Annotated in this window: 10 protein-coding genes; 5 read left to right on the top strand and 5 right to left on the bottom strand. The window is 41.2% G+C overall.

What is annotated here, in order from left to right; translation table 11 throughout:
- Positions 1-257: 257 nt before the first annotated feature.
- A complete protein-coding gene (locus HMJ38_RS15745) occupies positions 258-476 on the bottom strand; it encodes a hypothetical protein (protein ID WP_194975373.1) in 219 nt (72 codons plus the stop codon).
- A 30-nt stretch (positions 477-506) separates the two neighbouring features.
- Positions 507-665: a hypothetical protein gene (locus HMJ38_RS15750; RefSeq protein WP_194975374.1), complete on the bottom strand. Its 159-nt coding sequence runs from the start codon at positions 663-665 to the stop codon at positions 507-509.
- Between the two features lie 676 nt (positions 666-1,341).
- Between HMJ38_RS15750 and HMJ38_RS15755 the strand changes: the two genes are divergently transcribed.
- From HMJ38_RS15755 to HMJ38_RS15770, 4 genes are all read left to right on the top strand, one after another.
- Complete coding sequence (locus HMJ38_RS15755) at positions 1,342-2,646, top strand: cation:proton antiporter (protein ID WP_194975375.1); 1,305 nt, start codon at positions 1,342-1,344, stop codon at positions 2,644-2,646.
- Positions 2,647-2,776: 130 nt separating this feature from the next.
- A complete protein-coding gene (locus tag HMJ38_RS15760; protein WP_228780087.1) occupies positions 2,777-3,169 on the top strand; it encodes a hypothetical protein in 393 nt (130 codons plus the stop codon).
- A 214-nt stretch (positions 3,170-3,383) separates the two neighbouring features.
- The gene (locus HMJ38_RS15765) at positions 3,384-4,286 is read left to right on the top strand and encodes an NAD-dependent epimerase/dehydratase family protein (RefSeq protein WP_194975376.1); all 903 of its coding nucleotides are present in this window, start codon (positions 3,384-3,386) and stop codon (positions 4,284-4,286) included.
- Between the two features lie 134 nt (positions 4,287-4,420).
- Positions 4,421-5,614, top strand: a complete 1,194-nt coding sequence (locus HMJ38_RS15770) for an esterase (RefSeq protein WP_194975377.1) — start codon at positions 4,421-4,423, stop codon at positions 5,612-5,614.
- A 180-nt stretch (positions 5,615-5,794) separates the two neighbouring features.
- On the opposite strand, the gene HMJ38_RS15775 is transcribed toward HMJ38_RS15770, so the two are convergent.
- Entirely contained in the window at positions 5,795-8,278 is a 2,484-nt protein-coding gene (locus HMJ38_RS15775; RefSeq protein ID WP_194975378.1) for a S9 family peptidase, read from the bottom strand.
- A gap of 306 nt (positions 8,279-8,584) precedes the next feature.
- Here HMJ38_RS15775 and HMJ38_RS15780 point away from each other — a divergent pair, with 306 nt between their 5' ends.
- Positions 8,585-9,094 carry a pyridoxamine 5'-phosphate oxidase family protein gene (locus HMJ38_RS15780; protein ID WP_194975379.1) on the top strand — a complete coding sequence of 170 codons (510 nt, stop codon included), beginning with the start codon at positions 8,585-8,587 and terminating at the stop codon, positions 9,092-9,094.
- A 169-nt stretch (positions 9,095-9,263) separates the two neighbouring features.
- Here HMJ38_RS15780 and HMJ38_RS15785 read toward each other — a convergent pair whose 3' ends face one another.
- Positions 9,264-11,639 carry an OmpA family protein gene (locus HMJ38_RS15785; protein ID WP_194975380.1) on the bottom strand — a complete coding sequence of 792 codons (2,376 nt, stop codon included), beginning with the start codon at positions 11,637-11,639 and terminating at the stop codon, positions 9,264-9,266.
- A 42-nt stretch (positions 11,640-11,681) separates the two neighbouring features.
- The gene (locus tag HMJ38_RS15790) at positions 11,682-18,035 is read right to left on the bottom strand and encodes a DUF7507 domain-containing protein (protein WP_228780088.1); all 6,354 of its coding nucleotides are present in this window, start codon (positions 18,033-18,035) and stop codon (positions 11,682-11,684) included.
- Positions 18,036-18,043: the final 8 nt, after the last annotated feature.

Here is an 18,043-nt window from a genome sequence, read left to right on the forward strand (position 1 = left end):
TTCCACCAATTAATCCTGCAAAACAAAGCTTTGTTTGTGTAAGACTTTTTTAGTGAAAAAAGGTGTCTTTTCTAGTGATGGCGATTCAACCTATTATACAGTCAACTATTGCAGGAGCTTCTGTCATGACACTTTTCAGTTATCTGATTTCTGAAAAGAAGGAAGAGAACTTTAGAGAACCTCTTGTATTGGCCGATTTAATATCAAGGCTATTTCCCACCATGCGAAAATCAGATGCAGCTGTGGAAGGTTGGTTGTTACATTTTCTTTCCGGTCTTGGCTTTTTTGCTGATTCCCATTTTATCAATCTCCTCAGATTCAGTATTTCCTTCCGGTGTTGATTTTGATGGATCAGGAGATACAAATTCCTCGGCTGGTTTGGTTACGTTTTTTTTCGGACCTTTTTCCAAAAGATCTCCAAAAGTGCTTTCTTCGGCTTTAGCGGGATATTCGGAATCTTTTTTTGAGGGTTTCATATATTTTTAGGAATTGATTTTAATGTGAATTTAGGAAGCTGGATTTTGCAATAACAATAAGTAAATTATCATTCCCCATTTTACATACACAGGTTTATAGTTGAAATAGAACAATGAAGAACGCAGCTGTAAAGAAAAACCTTTCATGTATTCTATGTCTTTTTCAAGGTAAACCTGTAGGGTTTTCATGTTGGTTGATTTTAGTTCACTTCCAATTTGCTGAAGGGAGCATTCATACAGCGCTAATGATGATAGGCTATTAACTGGTAAATTCAGTCTGATTTGGTAAAGATATTACTGATGCAGACTAATTCTATTACAAATTTCGGATTCAAGTTTGTAGAATTGATTGTAAGTATTGACTTCCAACATCCAATAGGTGGACATTGAATTCATATGAGTTGGATCTCGATATTACCTAAATGCATTTAAGATTTCTTGGTATTAGTCCCGACCATCAACTGCAATATGGTTCTGATGATTTCAATAAAAGTGAGAACTGTAAACTTGAATATTTTGATCCATATTCTGAAAAAAGGTCGAAATATCTTTAGTAAACTAGGATTTTGCCTTTTGTTGGTGGATTTGCTTTTGATTTTGGAAGGACCTATTGTGGGTTGATCAAATTCAGAATTCGAAGGTATCATATTCATAGTCTAGTTGGTTTAGTTGAAATATATAGTGTTCAATTATCGGACCGAAAAAGTCAATCAATAATCACAATAATTTTGGGGATATCCATTGTACTTATTAAATTGATTGTTGTGCTTTTTTTTGATGAGGTATCTTCTGCATAGAATTTGTACAGCCAAATGGGCGAATAATTAAAGGGTATATCTCCGGTGAAAAGCAATATTGAATCAAAATGGAATTTTTAGACAATTTAGAGTTTTTCGCTACCTACAAAGTACTCTTGGTTTTATTTGGCTTAGCCATTCTTGTAGCTACCTATCTACCCAGATTTCTTTCTTCCTACCCGGTTTCGATGCCTATGATATTATTAGCTTTAGGCTTGATTTCAAGTTTAATTCCATTGGACATTGACCTTGAATTCATGTATTCCAAGACTAATGTATTAGAAACTGTAACTGAAATCGCAGTCATTATTGCCCTGATGGAGGCGGGGCTTAAGATTGATAGGCTGTTTGGTTGGAAATCATGGAGAATACCCTGGAGATTATTAGGCATTACCATGATCCTCACCATTTTGCTGATTTGGCTTGCGGGCTGGTGGATTGGGGGACTAGTCCCGGCAACAGCTTTGCTGTTGGGTGCTGTGACCGCCCCGACCGATCCTGTCTTGGCAGGTGATATCCAAGTCGGAGGCCCTAATAAAGGCGCCAAAGATGAAGAGTCAGGAAAAGACGAGGATGAACCAAACCGGCCTGAAGATGAGGTGAGGTTTTCTCTTACCTCAGAAGCAGGATTAAATGATGGTTTGGCATTTCCATTTACCTACCTGGCTATTTTTGTTGCAGGAACAGGTTTTAGCCAGGAATTGGTATGGTCTTGGTTAGCCACGCACGTCATTTACAAAATTGCTGTTGGTTTGGCCATAGGATATTTCGGGGGTCGGTTTGCCGGTAAGTATTTGCTTTCAGTTTCAGCATATAGTGATTTTTCCAAAACAATATCCGGATTAGCCTCCCTGGCACTGACTCTCATGCTTTACGGAATAGCAGAATTACTGGCAGGATATGGTTTTATTGCCGTTTTTGTTGGTGCTTTAGCTTTGAGGAGACTTGATCCTGGTCATTTGCATCATGCTAACCTCCATTTATTTATTGAAAAGGCACAACGGATAATGACCAGTGGATTGATTTTAACTTTTGGTATGATTATCGGCTTAGGCTTCTTGGCTGAAATTACAGCCATTGAAGTGGTTATTGCCTTGGTAATTGTATTTTTAATTAGGCCTTTATCCGGGATGGTTGGACTTATAGGTTCAGGCCTTCCCAAAAAAGAAATCGGAGCGATCAGTTTCCTTGGACTTAGGGGAATCGGTTCTTTGTATTATTTTTATTACGCGATAAATATCCAAGAATTTGAAGGTCAACAGGCAGTGTTAAATATCTTGATGTTGACTATCCTCTTTTCAATTGTAATTCATGGATTCTTGGCCCCCATAATCATGAAAAAACTTGATTCAGGAACCGCTCGATTGGACTAATGCAATGATTACTAATACATAATCTGAAATTAAGAATTGTTTGACTAAATTTCAATTTGCATTACCAACAAACCCGTAAAATGGGGTTAATGTAAATTTTTTTTGGGACTAAATATAAAATCGAAATCAAATGAAAATCCGCCAAAACTCTTCCATCAAAATATTGATAGGCATTACTTTTTCTGCACTAATGCTTCATTTTTTGATCCTATTGAAAATAATTCCCTATGATATCGCTTGGGGAGGAAGGTTGACAACGGATCAGGAGATGTACACCTTTGAAACGATTTCGATTGTCATCAGTCTCTTTTTCATTTATGTACTTGCCCAAAAGGGGAATTTCGTAAGAGCTGTTTTTTCTGACAAAACACTATCAGCGATTCTGTGGATTTTCTTTGGCCTATTTGTACTGAATACTATTGGTAATATTTTGGCCCAGACTACATTTGAAAAATGGTTTGCATTAGTGACATTAATCAATGCTTTTTTACTTTGGAGGATAAATAGGCCGGCTATTCGATAGTAAGGTTGGTATTTTTTGATCAATTAAGGTTTCATAGAGAAATCAATATTGAAGGTTGGAAATGAGCCTGAATAGGATTATGTTTAAATAATGGATTCCAATCACAGTAATTGTTATTAATCCTTTTGTAATCTCTGAATGTAAATTTCAGGGGTATTAACTAAACCGAAATGGTTGAACCAGAAAAATCAAAACCATTCTCCATTAAATATCCATGACCAAAAAACGCATATTCTTCACCGGCGGATCAGGAAAGGCAGGAAAACATGTAATCCCATACTTACTCGACCAAGGACATCGGGTGATGAATGTGGACTTGACACCATTGCATTATCCGGGAGTTGACAACCTGACCGCAGATATCACCGATTCCGGACAGATGTTCAATGCCATGAGTTCCTATGCAGCTTTGGATGAGTTGGAAGGAGGGAAGGGCATTCCCAAGTTTGATGCGGTAGTTCATTTTGCTGCCGTGCCCAGGATCCTGATTAAACCTGACAATGAGACTTTTCGGGTCAATGCCGTCGGCACTTACAATGTGATTGAAGCGGCTGTCAAGCTTGGCATCAAGAAGATAATCATCGCTTCCTCTGAAACTACTTATGGGGTTTGTTTTTCGGATGGCCAAACTGATCCACATTCCCTGCCCTTGGAAGAAGACTATGATGTGGATCCCATGGACAGCTATGGTTTATCCAAGGTGGTCAATGAACAAACAGCCCGAAGTTTTCAACGGAGGTCAGGCTTTGATATCTATGCCCTTCGTATCGGAAATGTAATCGAGCCTCACGAATATGCTGAACTGTTTCCTCATTATTTCAAAAATCCATCAGTCCGCCGCAGGAATGCTTTTTGTTATATTGATGCGCGTGATTTGGGACAGATTGTGGATCTATGTTTACAAAAAGATAACCTTGGTTTCCAGATTTTCAATGCAGGGAATGACCATAACGGAGCGATTATCCCGAGCAAAGAATTGGCGGAACGCTTTTTCCCCGGTGTACCCATTACACGTGAATTGGAGGAACATGAAGCTTTGTTTTCAAACCTCAAAATCCGTAAAGTCCTAGGATTTAAAGAACAGCATAATTGGAGGAAATATGTGAAAGGGGAGTAATTACTGATTTGAGAAGTGCTCAAGTGGTGAGTATTAAGACCTGATTGCAATGGAGCGTAATTATGATACTAATTTTGGATTACTTAAAAAAGAATGACTTTCATGATATATGAAGTTGAAAATCGATAAACCTTATGAAAAAAATTCTGTTTCTTAAACTAATCCTTCTTGTCTTGTTCGAATTCCAATCCTTTGCACAGGAAGCCATCTTTCGTGCCCAGCAAATAGTCTCCCCAGAAATACATGATAACCAGGCTGTAACTTTCCGGCTTTTGGCACCTGATGCCAAATCAGTACAGGTAACAGGGGATTTTCTGCCAACTGTAAAAATGGATTCACCAATGGGCAAAGTAGATGCACCGGGAAAAGCAGACATGGTCAAGGATGATAAGGGTGTTTGGGAATTTAAAAGTCCAACCCTTGGTCCTGAATTGTATAATTATTCCTTTATCATAGATGGATTCACAACTACTGATCCCAATAATCCTTTCCAAATTCGGGATGTTGCTTCTGTAACTAATATTTTTATCATAGAAGGGGGGCAGGCTGAGTATTATAAAACCAACGATTTTCCACATGGGACTGTTTCCCGCAGATGGTATGATTCTCCCGGATTGGGTATGGACCGGAGAATTACGATCTATACACCTCCCGGATATGAAACTTCTTCTGAAAAATACCCAGTTCTTTACCTTCTTCATGGTGCGGGAGGAGATGAAGAAGCTTGGATTTCATTAGGACGTACTGCCCAAATTATGGACAATCTCATAGCCCAAGGTAAAGCAAAACCCATGATCGTAGTCATGCCCAATGGAAATGTCATTCAGGACGCCGCCCCTGGTGAGGGAAGTTTAGGGTTTTACAAGCCTGTGTTTATGGCTGAGAAAACCATGGACGGTACTTATGAAGCAAATTTTATGGATATCATCAAATTTGTGGAAGAAAATTACAGGGTTATTGCCGACAAGTCGCACCGGGCGATTGCAGGACTTTCCATGGGTGGTTTTCATACCATGCATATTTCCAGGTATTATCCGAATACTTTTGATTATATGGGTTTGTTTTCTGCAGCATTGATGCCAAGAGAAGATGCGACAGGAAAAGTTTATACGGATATAGACGGAACCTTAAAAACACAAATGGATAATGGTTATCAACTGTATTGGATAGCGATTGGAAAGACTGATTTCCTATTTGGAGAAAATAAAGCATATCGAGCCAAGCTCGATACGATGAAAATGCCTTATGAATATGTTGAATCTGAAGGAGGGCATATCTGGAGAAACTGGAGGGTGTATCTGACACAGTTTGTGCCGCAGTTGTTCTAAATATTCAAGCCATGACTTTGGGTCATGGCTTGAATAAATTTGCTTCTCATAATTAGCAATAGCGAGAACAGAAAAATTGGAATTTGTAATTCTGTTATTTGGTTTTTTGAATAGGATTAGAAATCTCTTATTATCTGGATTCGATATTTTAAATGTCGAATAGCTGGTATCTGACAGCTTTTATTTTACCAATGCTTTTTCCCTTTGTATTTCCATCATATCCACGGGAGGAGGGGTATTGTCACCCAGCAAATGTTGCACATAATAATCTCCCATCCTCCAAAAGAAGTATTCCGTCATGTCGCCAAAACCATGTCGCTGACCTGGAAGAATGATGAAATCAAAACGTTGGTTGGCTTTGATCAAAGCATTGGCCATTCGGATGGTATTGGCAGGATGTACATTGTTGTCCACATCACCTGTGACCAATAATAACCTGCCTTTTAGATTTTTGGCCAGATCGGGATTTCGTTCAACCTGATAAACAAATGTCGTGTCACCTTTTGGCGTGATGGTTTCTTTTACCCCATGGTGTTTTTCCGACCACCATCGGTTATAGATATTGTTTTCATGGTTGCCAGCACTAGATACAGCCACCTTGAAAAAATCGGGATACACCAGCATGGCCGCAGTGGACATAAATCCTCCTCCCGAGTGACCATGAATCCCCACTTTGGACTTATCGATAAAACTATGTCGATCAGCCAATTGCTCAATGGCTGCTTTTTTATCAGCCAAACCATAATCTCTCAGATTGCCATACCCGTAGTTATGGTACCATTTTGATCTCCCAGGATGCCCGCCCCGGTTACCTACAGTGACTACTACAAATCCAAACTGCGCCAATCTGTCGATTCTATCCATGCTTCTACCAAAGGATTTGTTTACCGCTTCTGTCTGTGGACCGGGATATACATATTGGATGACGGGATAAATTTTTGTTGAATCAAAGTCAAAAGGTTTGTACATCACACCAAAAAGGTCGGTGTAACCATCATCGGCTTTGACCTTGAATGGTTCAGGAAATTGGTAACCAGCTGCAAACAAAGAGGATAAATCTGCTGTTTCAAGATCCATCACTTTTCTTCCCATAGCATCAATTAGGGTGGAGGAAGGGACTGTATTTACCCTTGAGAAATTATTGACAAAATAGGTGGTATTGTCATTGATGGAAATACTGTGGTTGAAGTTACCTGGATTCAAGAGTGTGATTGGCCCACCGTTGAGACTTACTTTGTACAAATGCTCATAATAGGGATCTTCACCATTTTCTTTTCCATTTGCTGTAAAATATAGAACCCTGGCTTTTTCATCCACTTTTGAGATGGACTCAGAGTGGAAAGGACCGGAAGTCAATTGACGTTTTAAGTTGCCTTGAGTGTCATATAGGTAGAAGTGTCCCCATCCATCGCGCTCTGACCAATGAATGATTTCATTACCATTGTTGATGATTTCAGGCTTATTGATGTCGATATAGGTATTACTTCTTTCCTCAATCAATGTTTCCTTTTTCCCTTCCTGAATATTCCAACGGCAAATGTCAATTTTCTTCAGATCTCTGGATGTGATGGAAAAATAAAAAAAGTTTTCATCGCCCAACCATTTGACAGGTTTAAATTCATCATCTCTGTTTTTGGTCGGAACCGTTTCCGACCACATCCCAAGAGACTGATCTTTAAAAGTTGAAATATCCAGTTTAGACATTTTTTCACCTTCAAAAGAATAGTGGAACAATTCCGTAACGGGCTGTTCTTTTTCGCCGGGCATGGCATACTTATAGGTTTCCAAAGTCGGTCTTGGGTCACGGGTATTGTGGATGACCCAAAGGTCTTTGACTTTTCTGGAATCCGACCTACTGATGACAAATTGTTTAGATGATTCCGACCATAAAATACCTGCACGCTTTCGGTCGTCTTTCTTTTTTTCCTCTTCTACATTGTCATCGCCCCGTCCTGAACCACCATAACCGTAATCCTTTTCACCATCTTGGGTAAGTTGATGTTCGACGATGGTGCTGTCTTTTTCATCTTTTACAGCCTTCAAAAAATTCTCTTTATCCATCCAATACAGATTTTCATTTTTGGCAAAAACCACTTTGGAGGAATCAGGGGAAATATTGGCCCAAGCAAGACGCTTTGCCTCTTTTTCAGGATCTGTGACTTCGAAAAGTTGCTGGTCGTTGATATTATACCTGAAAACAAAAGTTTTTTTCTCCAAAGAATCCTTGGCACTTTTGTCCTTGGCCTTGATTTCCTCCCAATCTTTTTTCAAGACATCCTGAGTGCTTTTGATCTTAAACTGAATGGTGTTTTCATCTTCCAAAAATTTCAGATTGGAGATATCCAAATGCTGCCCATCAAAAGGATCTTTGACAACCTTTGTAATTTCAGCAGCCAGTTTATCCCTGTCAAATAAATTGCTTTTGCTTTTGGTGGCAGGGTTGACGAGGTACCAATTCTTTCCTGCTGTGGTTTCATATTCATACCAAAACCGGTCTGATTTCTTCAACCAATGGGCATCTACCTCGATGGAAAAAATCATTTTTTTCAGTTTCTCCGGTGAAAATCTGGCAGCAAGTTCATAGTTGCCTTTGGTAGGATTTTCCTGCCCAGTGACAGAATTAACCAAAAAGGCCAGGAAGTATATCAGGTATATTTTTTTCATAAGTCAATTTAAATTTAAGAATCCGAAACTAATTGAAACTAAGTTTTTTCGGTTAACCGTCGGTGGAAAAGTGATAGAGAATTTTTTGAGTTTTCTGATCTAGTAAAAGGTTATCTATATTTTTCTTGAATTTTCTAATGAACTGATTCGCAAAATATGATACTTGTTTAATAGGATTGATTTGTAAAATTTAAAGGCTTATATATGATAATTTTATAAAAGTAATTTCTATAACATATACAAAATGCGGTGTAATTATTTTAACCTAAAAATCCTGATTTTTGAACTTATTAAATTGAGAAAAATATGGATGGCTTAAAAAATCTTAGGAGTGAAGATGCAATTGTCAAATTGAGAGAACTTGCCGAATCGATTGATATATGTATGTTCTGTACCAATCTGAAAACAGACGATGGTGCTTCATGCAGGCCAATGAGTACCCAAAAAGTCTGCGATCAAGGTAATATTTGGTTTTTCAGCCCTAAGGACAGCGATAAAAACATGGAGATAGAATGGAACAAAAAAGTTCAACTTTTTTATTCGCATCCCGGAAAAGACAGTTTTATGATCGTAAATGGAGAAGCGGAAATAATTTTGGATAGCAATAAAATTGAAGAACTTTGGTCACCAGAACTCAATGCCTGGTTCCAAGGTGGAAAAGAAGATCCCAATATTTCAATTTTAAAAGTCAAACCGACCAATGCCTATTATTGGGATACGGAAGGAAACAAAATGATCAATTTCTTGAAAATGGTGGCTTCTGCTGCTACAGGTAAAAATCTTGTTGATGGAAATGAAGGCAATTTATCCCTATGAACTTTTCAGTTTTTTCCTGCGCATATTTTAAAGGATAAAAACCAAATAATATTTAATAAAAAAAAGTCTCCCAGAAGGAGACTCTTTTTAGTATTCTAACTCTTCAATTAAATTAAAAAATGTCTGATTGTTATTTGATCCAATGATCAGATCAAATAAAAAAATGCTATTATTTATTGTTCTTGAGCTGTAATTCTGTTCTTCTATTTAATTGGTGCATGGCCTCTGAACAGTCTTCAGTATTGCAATCATGTACAGGTTGGGTTTTGCCTAGCCATTCACTTTTCAGTCTTTTTGGATCAATGCCTTTATTGGTCAGGTAATCTATGACAGTTTTGGCCCTCCGTTCGGATAGCTTAAGGTTGTATTCTTCATTGCCTCTTTGGTCGGTATGCCCTGTGATGTTGAGCTGTAGGTTAACCAATCTTTGGAGTAATAGGCTAACCCTTTCCAATTCCTTTTTATGTACACTTCTAAGGTTTGATTTATCAAAATCAAAATATATGGTCGGAACATCCTTGATTTCGGCATTCAAAGCTTCAAAAAGGTCTGTCGGGTCACAGATATCCCTACCCATAAATTCTTTGGGTAATTCGTAGGTTTTATTCTTATCGGAAAAGGCTTCAAGCACCAATTCACTTCTTCTGTTAAGCTGATGTTCCGTTTCAGGACATGGTACTCCGTCTCCACAATCATTCACATGTTTTTCTTCACCATACCAATCCAATCTTACCCTTTCTTTGGGAATATTGTATTTGGAAAGATATTCACTGACCGCATCAGCCCTTCTTTGACTCAGGGCATCATTATATTCTTTGGAAGCTCGTGCATCTGTATGCGAACCTACGAGCAAGTCTATAAAACCATACTGCTGCATCAGACTTGCGATTTTATCCAAGGTTGGGGCAGCATCTTTTCTGATGATAGACTTGTCAAGGTCATAATAGACAATGTCCACATATACGGGCATGTTGTAGGGGATAGCTGCCAGACGGTATTCCTTTTCCAAAATTTCTTCTTCCAGTCCTACAGTACTGAGCTCATTGTCCTGAATAGTGAAATAGCCTTTTTTACTAATTGAAAGGCTAAAATCTTTATCAGGATCCAAATCTGCCAATAGTTCAGCTTTGTCTCCTCTTGAAGTAGGGATAAGTGAATTGGTGTTTTTTTCGGTTAGAGTGGATTCGAAGGCCTCAGAAATAATATTACCATCGCAATCAATGACCCTTGCGATCAATCGCTTATGAAGGTCCTCAAGTAAGTAGATGTCATCCATTCCCATTCCTCCTGATCTGTCCGAAGAAAGATATCTTTTGCCTTTTGGAGAAATATAAAATGCGAAATCATCCCTGCCGGAGTTGTAGGGGAGACCCATGTTGTCCGGTTTGCCGACTTTTCCGTTTTGATAGTCTGCTTTGAAAATATCCATGCCTCCCAAACCTGTATGGCCTTTAGAGGAGAAATAAAAGCCAGTTCCCATTCTTGAAGGATGCGTTTCGTCTTGGGCAGTGTTGATTTCGGAGCCTAGGTTTACAGGTTCTCCAAAATTCAATTGATCATCAAATGTGACATAGTAAAGATCAAATCCACCAAATCCACCGGGTTTGTCGGAGGCAAAGTAGATTCTGTTGGCCTCTTCATCCACAAAAGGTGTCATGACACCGTATTCAGAAAAATTATTAACAGGAAATGGCTTACTGTCTACCAATTCACCTGAATCTGTGATTTTGGAAAAGTAAATTTCAGGTTGGACGGTAAAATCCCTTTTCTTTTTCACCTTTCTGATATTTCTGAATACTGTATAAAAAAGGATGTTTTTGCTTTCCAACAAACTAGGATCTGCATATTGAAGAGCACCTGAGACGTCAGAACTCATTTTGGTAATTTCTCCATCAGTACTGTAGCGATAGAGTCCAAAGTATTCCATGTCATTAAAATCACTTTTTTCTTCACTGAATAGACTGTTTTTGGCATCAAGCCGCACAGCAGGTTTTTCAGATTGGTAAATACTCCCTCTGTTAGAAGTGAAGTACTTGGTGTCCTCTTGGTCTGAAGTTATACTGTAGTCCGAAGAACTGCTGTTTAATTCGTTGAGGGAAACTAGCTTGACATTTGACTTTTTCTTTTTCAGTTCTCTTATTTTGTTAAAATCAATTTCAGGGAAATCAAATTCTGAATAAGGACTTCCTGCCAATAGGTCCTGAGGATTGAAATCTTCATCCAATCTTAATGCTGATAATAGATAATTTGAATAATCCTCTTTGGTGGATTCTTCATGTCCTACAACTGTTGTCCACCATTTGAAAGCATTATCATAATCCTGAATAGTCTGATAGGTGTTGGCAGCCATAAGGGCTGTGCTATACCTTTCACTTCTTTCATAGGCTTCTGCATAGATTGATGCAGCATGGGAGTAATTCTCAAGTTCGTACTGTTTTTCCGCATACCTTAAGAGTGAGTTTTGGGCTTTTAAAGGCAGGTGGACGAGTCCACCTGCCATAACCAAAACAATAACCATAAAAAATTTCTTTGTTGTCTGATCCATAAGGGATATATAATTTAGAGTTAGAGTCATATGCTTTCAGGATTATTTTTTGATGACCTGTATCCATCCTTTGAATTCATGGGATTTACCTTGTCTATCCAATGCATTGAGGACAAAGAAATATGTGCCTGATACAAGCCCTTCAGCTGCCCATTCATTTTGATAGTTTTTCCTTTCATAGACATGGTCACCGTTTCTGTTGAAGATGACAATTTCATTTTCAACAAACTTGTCAAGCCCTTTGATCTCAAATCTGTCATTGAGTCCGTCGCCATCAGGTGTGATCACATTCGGGATAAAGAAAGGATGGATCTGATTGGTGTCAGAAGCCTGATTATCATCCATATTGATGTCTTCCTCATCCGATGAAACCGATGCGATATTGGTGATTTGAACCACTCTGTCACTATTGATTTCATTCGCCCTGACTTTGATTTTGATCAACAGAGATGCATCAGCAGGGAAGAATGGAACTGTATAGGTGACTGCTGCACCGCTGACGCTGATACCCACTTCCATTTGAGGATCCGAAGGCTCAAAGCTTGAGCCCAAATACGAAACTGCGCCAGGAAGGTCATCAACAATTACGACATTGCTGGCATTTGTACCGCCGATGTTATTGACCTGGATTTCGTAAATAAATTCATCACCTTCAAAAATCTCAACAGCATTGGAAGTTTTAGTGATGGAAAGGTCCGCATCATTGACAAGTAATTTGAAAGTAACGCTTGCCTGATCCGTATTGGTTGGGTTTGCAGCTTCTCGAAGCTCATAGCTAAGGACATATTCACCAGCTGGATTAAGGCCTGGGATTAGGCTCAATTCTCCATTTTCATTGATCAACAATCCAATTATTCCTGCCAATTCAGTGAACTCAAAGTTGACATCTTCAAAATTCACGGGATTACCGTTCAAGACGTCATTGTCAAGGATATTGCCCAATACTCCGCCGAAAGTGACCACATATTCTCCCAAGTCATCATCATTGGCGATGATTGGATTTCTTGAACCACCTACAGTGACAGCATCTGTTCCATTGACTTCATTTCCATCAGGATCGGTTGAAGTTACATTTACCCTGTTTTCAAGTGTCCCTGATTCAAGATCCTTCAACTGTATTTCATAAGTTGTCTCGAATGTTACAGATTGTCCTGGGGCGAGATTTGGAATGGTTTCCTGCAACCCTGTCAATGGATCAGAAACCTGAACATTGCTCAATGTAACATTTCCAGTATTGGTAACAGTAATCGTATAGATAATCTCTTGACCGATAACATTATAAGTGTCTGTTACAGTAGTTTTGCTGACAGCTAGCTGACTGGATTTTTCAACTACTACATCAATAAAATCTTCAGTTTCCAATTCATCGCCAACTTTAGCAGAGGCAATATTTCTTACACTTCCGCTGTCCAAATCAGCTTGATTAACTGTATATGATGTATTGCTTGTCCATGTTTGATCAGGGGCCAAGCTTTCAATAGTCTCAGTAAGTCCTGTTAAAGGATCAGTTACTACAATACCATTTAAAGTTGTATTTCCGGTATTCCTTACAGTCAATGTATAGATGATTTGATCACCAATGGCATTGATTCTTGACCTGTTAGCAGTTTTTGTAATTGATAGCGCAGGGGACTGCGTAGCTGTGACAGTTACATCATCACTTACCGAGATGTCCGCAACAGAAGCCGTTGCCGTATTGGAAACAGAACCCGCATCGATGTCATCCTGGTCAACTGTATAGGTCGTGTTGATATCCTGTGAAGCACCCGGAGCGAGAACGGTAATGGTAGTGTTCAGACCTGTCAAAGGATCGACCACCGAGATGTTCTCCAAAGTGGTGTTACCGGTATTGGATACCGTGATGGTGTAATTCAGTTCATCGCCCGGAGCTGCAAAGGTTGTTTCAGTCACTGCCTTCGAAATCGCAAGGGCAGGGGACAGGGTAGCGTTTACGGTAACATCATCCGAAACAGAGATGTTCGCAACAGAAGCCGTAGCCGTGTTGGAAACAGAACCCGCATCGATGTCATCCTGGTCTACAGTATAGGTCGTATTGATATCCTGGGATGCACCCGGAGCAAGTACACTGATGGTAGTGTTCAGACCTGTCAAAGGATCGACAACCGAGATGTTCTCCAAAGTGGTGTTACCTGTATTGGATACCGTAATGGTATAATTGAGTTCATCACCCGGAGCGGCAAAGGTTGTTTCGGTTACTGCCTTAGAAATGGCAAGGGCAGGGGACTGGGTTGCCGTTACGGTCACATCATCATTTACTGAAATATCATCAACAGAAGCTGTAGCTGTATTGGAAACGGAACCCGCATCGATATCATCCTGATCGACTGCATAAGTTGTATTGATGTCCTGAGATGCACCCGGAGCAAGAACCGCAATATTTGTATTCAGTCCCGTCAATGGATCGACAACCGAGATGTTCTCCAAGGTCACGTTTCCTGTATTGGATACCGTAATGGTATAGTTCAGTTCATCACCCGGAGCGGCAAAGGTTGTCTCAGTCACTGACTTCGAAATCGCAAGAGCAGGGGACTGGGTAGCCGTTACGGTTACCTCATCATTTACAGATATGTCATTGACAGATGCTGTTGCTGTATTTGAAACCGAACCCGCATCGATATCATCCTGATCGACTGTATAGGTCGTGTTGATGTCCTGCGAAGCACCCGGAGCGAGAACGGTAATGGTGGTATTCAGACCCGTCAAAGGATCGACAACCGAGATGTTCTCCAAAGTGGTGTTACCGGTATTGGTGACCGTAATGGTATAATTCAGTTCATCACCCGGAGCGGCAAAGGTTGTCTCGGTCACTGTCTTCGAAGTAGCAAGTGCAGGGGACTGGGTAGCGTTTACCTTTACCTCATCATTTACTGAAATATCATCAACAGTAGCCGTGGCTGTATTGGAAACCGATCCTGCATCGATATCATCCTGATCGACTGTATAGGTGGTATTGATATCCTGAGAAGCACCCGGAGCAAGTACGGTGATGGTGTTGTTCAGACCTGTCAAAGGATCGACAACCGAGATGTTCTCCAAAGTAGTATTTCCTGTATTGGATACTGTAATGGTATAATTGAGTTCATCCCCCGGAGCGGCAAAAGTTGTTTCAGTCACTGCCTTCGAAATAGCAAGCGCAGGGGACTGGGTAGCTGTGACAGTTACATCATCCGAAACAGAGATGTCCGCAACAGCAGCCGTAGCCGTGTTGGAAACAGAACCCGCATCGATGTCATCCTGGTCGACTGCATAAGTTGTATTGATGTCCTGAGAAGCACCCGGAGCAAGTACGGTGATGGTGTTGTTCAGACCTGTCAAAGGATCGACAACCGAGATGTTCTCCAAAGTAGTATTTCCTGTATTGGATACTGTAATGGTATAATTGAGTTCATCCCCCGGAGCTGCAAAGGTAGTCTCGCTTACTGCCTTCGAAATCGCAAGCGCAGGGGACTGGGTAGCGTTTACGGTCACATTATCCGAAGCTGAGATGTCCGCAACAGCAGCCGTAGCCGTGTTGGAAACAGAACCTGCATCGATATCATCCTGATCAACTGTATAACTTGTATTGATATCTTGGGAAGCACCCGGAGCAAGTACGGTGATGGTCGTGTTCAGACCTGTCAAAGGGTCGACCACGGAGATATTCTCCAAAGTGGTGTTGCCAGTGTTGGATACCGTGATGGTATAGTTCAGTTCATCACCCGGAGCGGCAAAGGTTGTTTCGGTCACCGCCTTAGCAATGGAAAGAGCTGGTGACTGTGTAGCCGTTACGGTCACATCATCCGAAACAGAGATGTCACCCACAGCAGCAGTAGCCGTATTGAAAACAGAACCTGCATCGATATCATCCTGATCGACGGCATAAGTTGTATTAATATCCTGGGAAGCTCCAGGAGCAAGTACAGATATTGTTGTGTTCAGTCCCGTCAATGGATCGACAACCGAAATGTTCTCAAGTGTAGTGTTTCCTGTATTACTTACCGTGATGGTATAATTCAGTTGATCACCCGGAGCGGCAAAGGTAGTTTCAGTCACTGCCTTTGCAATTGAAAGAGCAGGAGACTGAGTTGCTGTTACCGTCACATCATCCGAAACAGAGATGTCTCCTACAGCAGCAGTAGCTGTATTGGAAACAGAACCCGCATCGATATCATCCTGATCGACTGTATAGGTCGTGTTGATGTCCTGAGATGCACCCGGAGCAAGTACAGATATTGTTGTGTTCAGTCCCGTCAATGGATCGACAACCGAAATGTTCTCCAAAGTAGTATTACCGGTATTGCTTACCGAAATGGTATAGTTCAGTTCATCACCTGGAGCGGCAAAGGTTGTTTCGGTTACTGCCTTAGCAATGGAAAGAGCAGGGGACTGGGTAGCGGTTACGGTTACCTCATCATTTACCGAAATGTCATTGACAGATGCTGTTGCCGTATTGGAAACGGAACCTGCATCGATATCATCCTGATCGACTGCATAAGTCGTGTTGATGTCCTGGGAAGCTCCAGGAGCAAGAATCGCAATATTCGTGTTTAGACCTGTCAATGGATCTACCACGGAGATGTTCTCCAAAGTGGTGTTACCTGTATTGGATACCGTGATGGTATAATTCAGTTCATCACCCGGAGCGGCAAAGGTTGTTTCGGTTACCGCCTTGAAAATTGAAAGCGCAGGGGACTGTGTTGCAGTTACAGCAACATCATCATTTACCGAAATGTCTCCCACAGCAGCAGTAGCCGTATTGGAAACAGAACCTGCATCGATGTCATCCTGATCGACTGCATAAGACGTGTTGATGTCCTGGGAAGCTCCAGGAGCAAGTACAGTAATGGTGGTGTTCAGGCCTGTCAAAGGATCGACCACGGAGATGTTCTCCAAAGTAGTATTACCCGTATTGGATACCGTAATGGTATAATTCAGTTCATCACCCGGAGCGGCAAAGGTTGATTCGGTTACTGCCTTAGAAATGGCAAGGGCAGGGGACTGGGTTGCCGTTACGGTCACATCATCATTTACTGAAATATCATCAACAGAAGCTGTAGCTGTATTGGAAACGGAACCCGCATCGATATCATCCTGATCGACTGCATAAGTTGTATTGATGTCCTGAGATGCACCCGGAGCAAGAACAGATATTGTTGTGTTCAGACCTGTCAAAGGATCGACCACTGATATGTTCTCTAAAGTGGTATTACCTGTATTGGATACCGTAATGGTATAATTCAGTTCATCACCCGGAGCGGCAAAGGTGGTTTCAGATACCGCCTTAGCAATGGAAAGAGCAGGGGACTGGGTAGCCGTTACGGTCACATCATCCGAAACAGAGATGTCATTGACTGAAGCAGTAGCCGTGTTGGAGACTGAACCCGCATCGATGTCATCCTGATCGACTGTATGGGTCGTGTTGATGTCCTGTGAAGCACCCGGAGCAAGAACGCTGATGGTGGTGTTCAATCCTGTCAAAGGATCGACAACGGAGATATTCTCCAAAGTGGTGTTACCTGTGTTGCTTACCGTGATGGTATAGTTCAGTTCATCCCCCGGAGCTGCAAAGGTTGTTTCAGTTACTGCCTTCGAAATCGCAAGCGCAGGGGACTGGGAAGCTGCGACAGTTACATCATCACTTACCGAGATGTCACCGACAGAAGCAGTTGCCGTGTTTGAGACTGAACCCGCATCGATGTCATCCTGATCGACTGTATAGGTCGTGTTGATGTCCTGTGAAGCACCCGGAGCGAGAACAGTGATGGTTGTGTTCAGACCCGTCAAAGGATCGACAACCGAGATGTTCTCCAAAGTTGTATTACCGGTGTTGCTTACCGTGATGGTATAGTTCAGTTCATCACCTGGAGCGGCAAAGGTTGTTTCAGTCACTGCTTTGCTGATTGCAAGGGCAGGGGACTGGGTAGCGGTTACGTTTACCTCATCTGAAACAGAGATGTCCGCAACAGAAGCAGTTGCCGTGTTGGAAACAGAACCTGCATCGATATCATCCTGATCGACTGTATAGGTCGTGTTGATGTCCTGCGAAGCACCCGGAGCAAGAACGGTAATGGTGTTGTTCAGACCTGTCAAAGGATCTACAACCGAGATGTTCTCCAGCGTGGTGTTACCAGTATTGGATACCGTAATGGTGTAATTGAGTTCATCACCAGGAGCTGCAAAAGTTGTTTCAGTCACTGCTTTGCTGATTGCAAGCGCAGGGGACTGTGTAGCCGTTACGGTCACATCATCCGAAACAGAGATGTCCTCAACAGCAGCCGTAGCCGTGTTGGATACAGAACCTGCATCGATATCATCCTGATCGACTGTATAGGTCGTGTTGATGTCCTGTGAAGCACCCGGAGCAAGTACGGTGATGGTGTTGTTCAGACCTGTCAAAGGATCGA

This window comes from Aquiflexum lacus (genome assembly GCF_015476655.1).
GTDB classification, from domain to species: Bacteria; Bacteroidota; Bacteroidia; order Cytophagales; family Cyclobacteriaceae; genus Aquiflexum; species Aquiflexum lacus.

Excerpts from the sequence above, each read along its gene's own strand:
- HMJ38_RS15745 (WP_194975373.1), bottom strand. The coding sequence starts at position 476 with ATGAAACCCTCAAAAAAAGATTCCGAATATCCCGCTAAAGCCGAAGAA.
- HMJ38_RS15750 (WP_194975374.1), bottom strand. The coding sequence starts at position 665 with ATGAAAACCCTACAGGTTTACCTTGAAAAAGACATAGAATACATGAAA.
- HMJ38_RS15755 (WP_194975375.1), top strand. The coding sequence starts at position 1,342 with ATGGAATTTTTAGACAATTTAGAGTTTTTCGCTACCTACAAAGTACTC.
- HMJ38_RS15760 (WP_228780087.1), top strand. The coding sequence starts at position 2,777 with ATGAAAATCCGCCAAAACTCTTCCATCAAAATATTGATAGGCATTACT.
- HMJ38_RS15765 (WP_194975376.1), top strand. The coding sequence starts at position 3,384 with ATGACCAAAAAACGCATATTCTTCACCGGCGGATCAGGAAAGGCAGGA.
- HMJ38_RS15770 (WP_194975377.1), top strand. The coding sequence starts at position 4,421 with ATGAAAAAAATTCTGTTTCTTAAACTAATCCTTCTTGTCTTGTTCGAA.
- HMJ38_RS15775 (WP_194975378.1), bottom strand. The coding sequence starts at position 8,278 with ATGAAAAAAATATACCTGATATACTTCCTGGCCTTTTTGGTTAATTCT.
- HMJ38_RS15780 (WP_194975379.1), top strand. The coding sequence starts at position 8,585 with ATGGATGGCTTAAAAAATCTTAGGAGTGAAGATGCAATTGTCAAATTG.
- HMJ38_RS15785 (WP_194975380.1), bottom strand. The coding sequence starts at position 11,639 with ATGGATCAGACAACAAAGAAATTTTTTATGGTTATTGTTTTGGTTATG.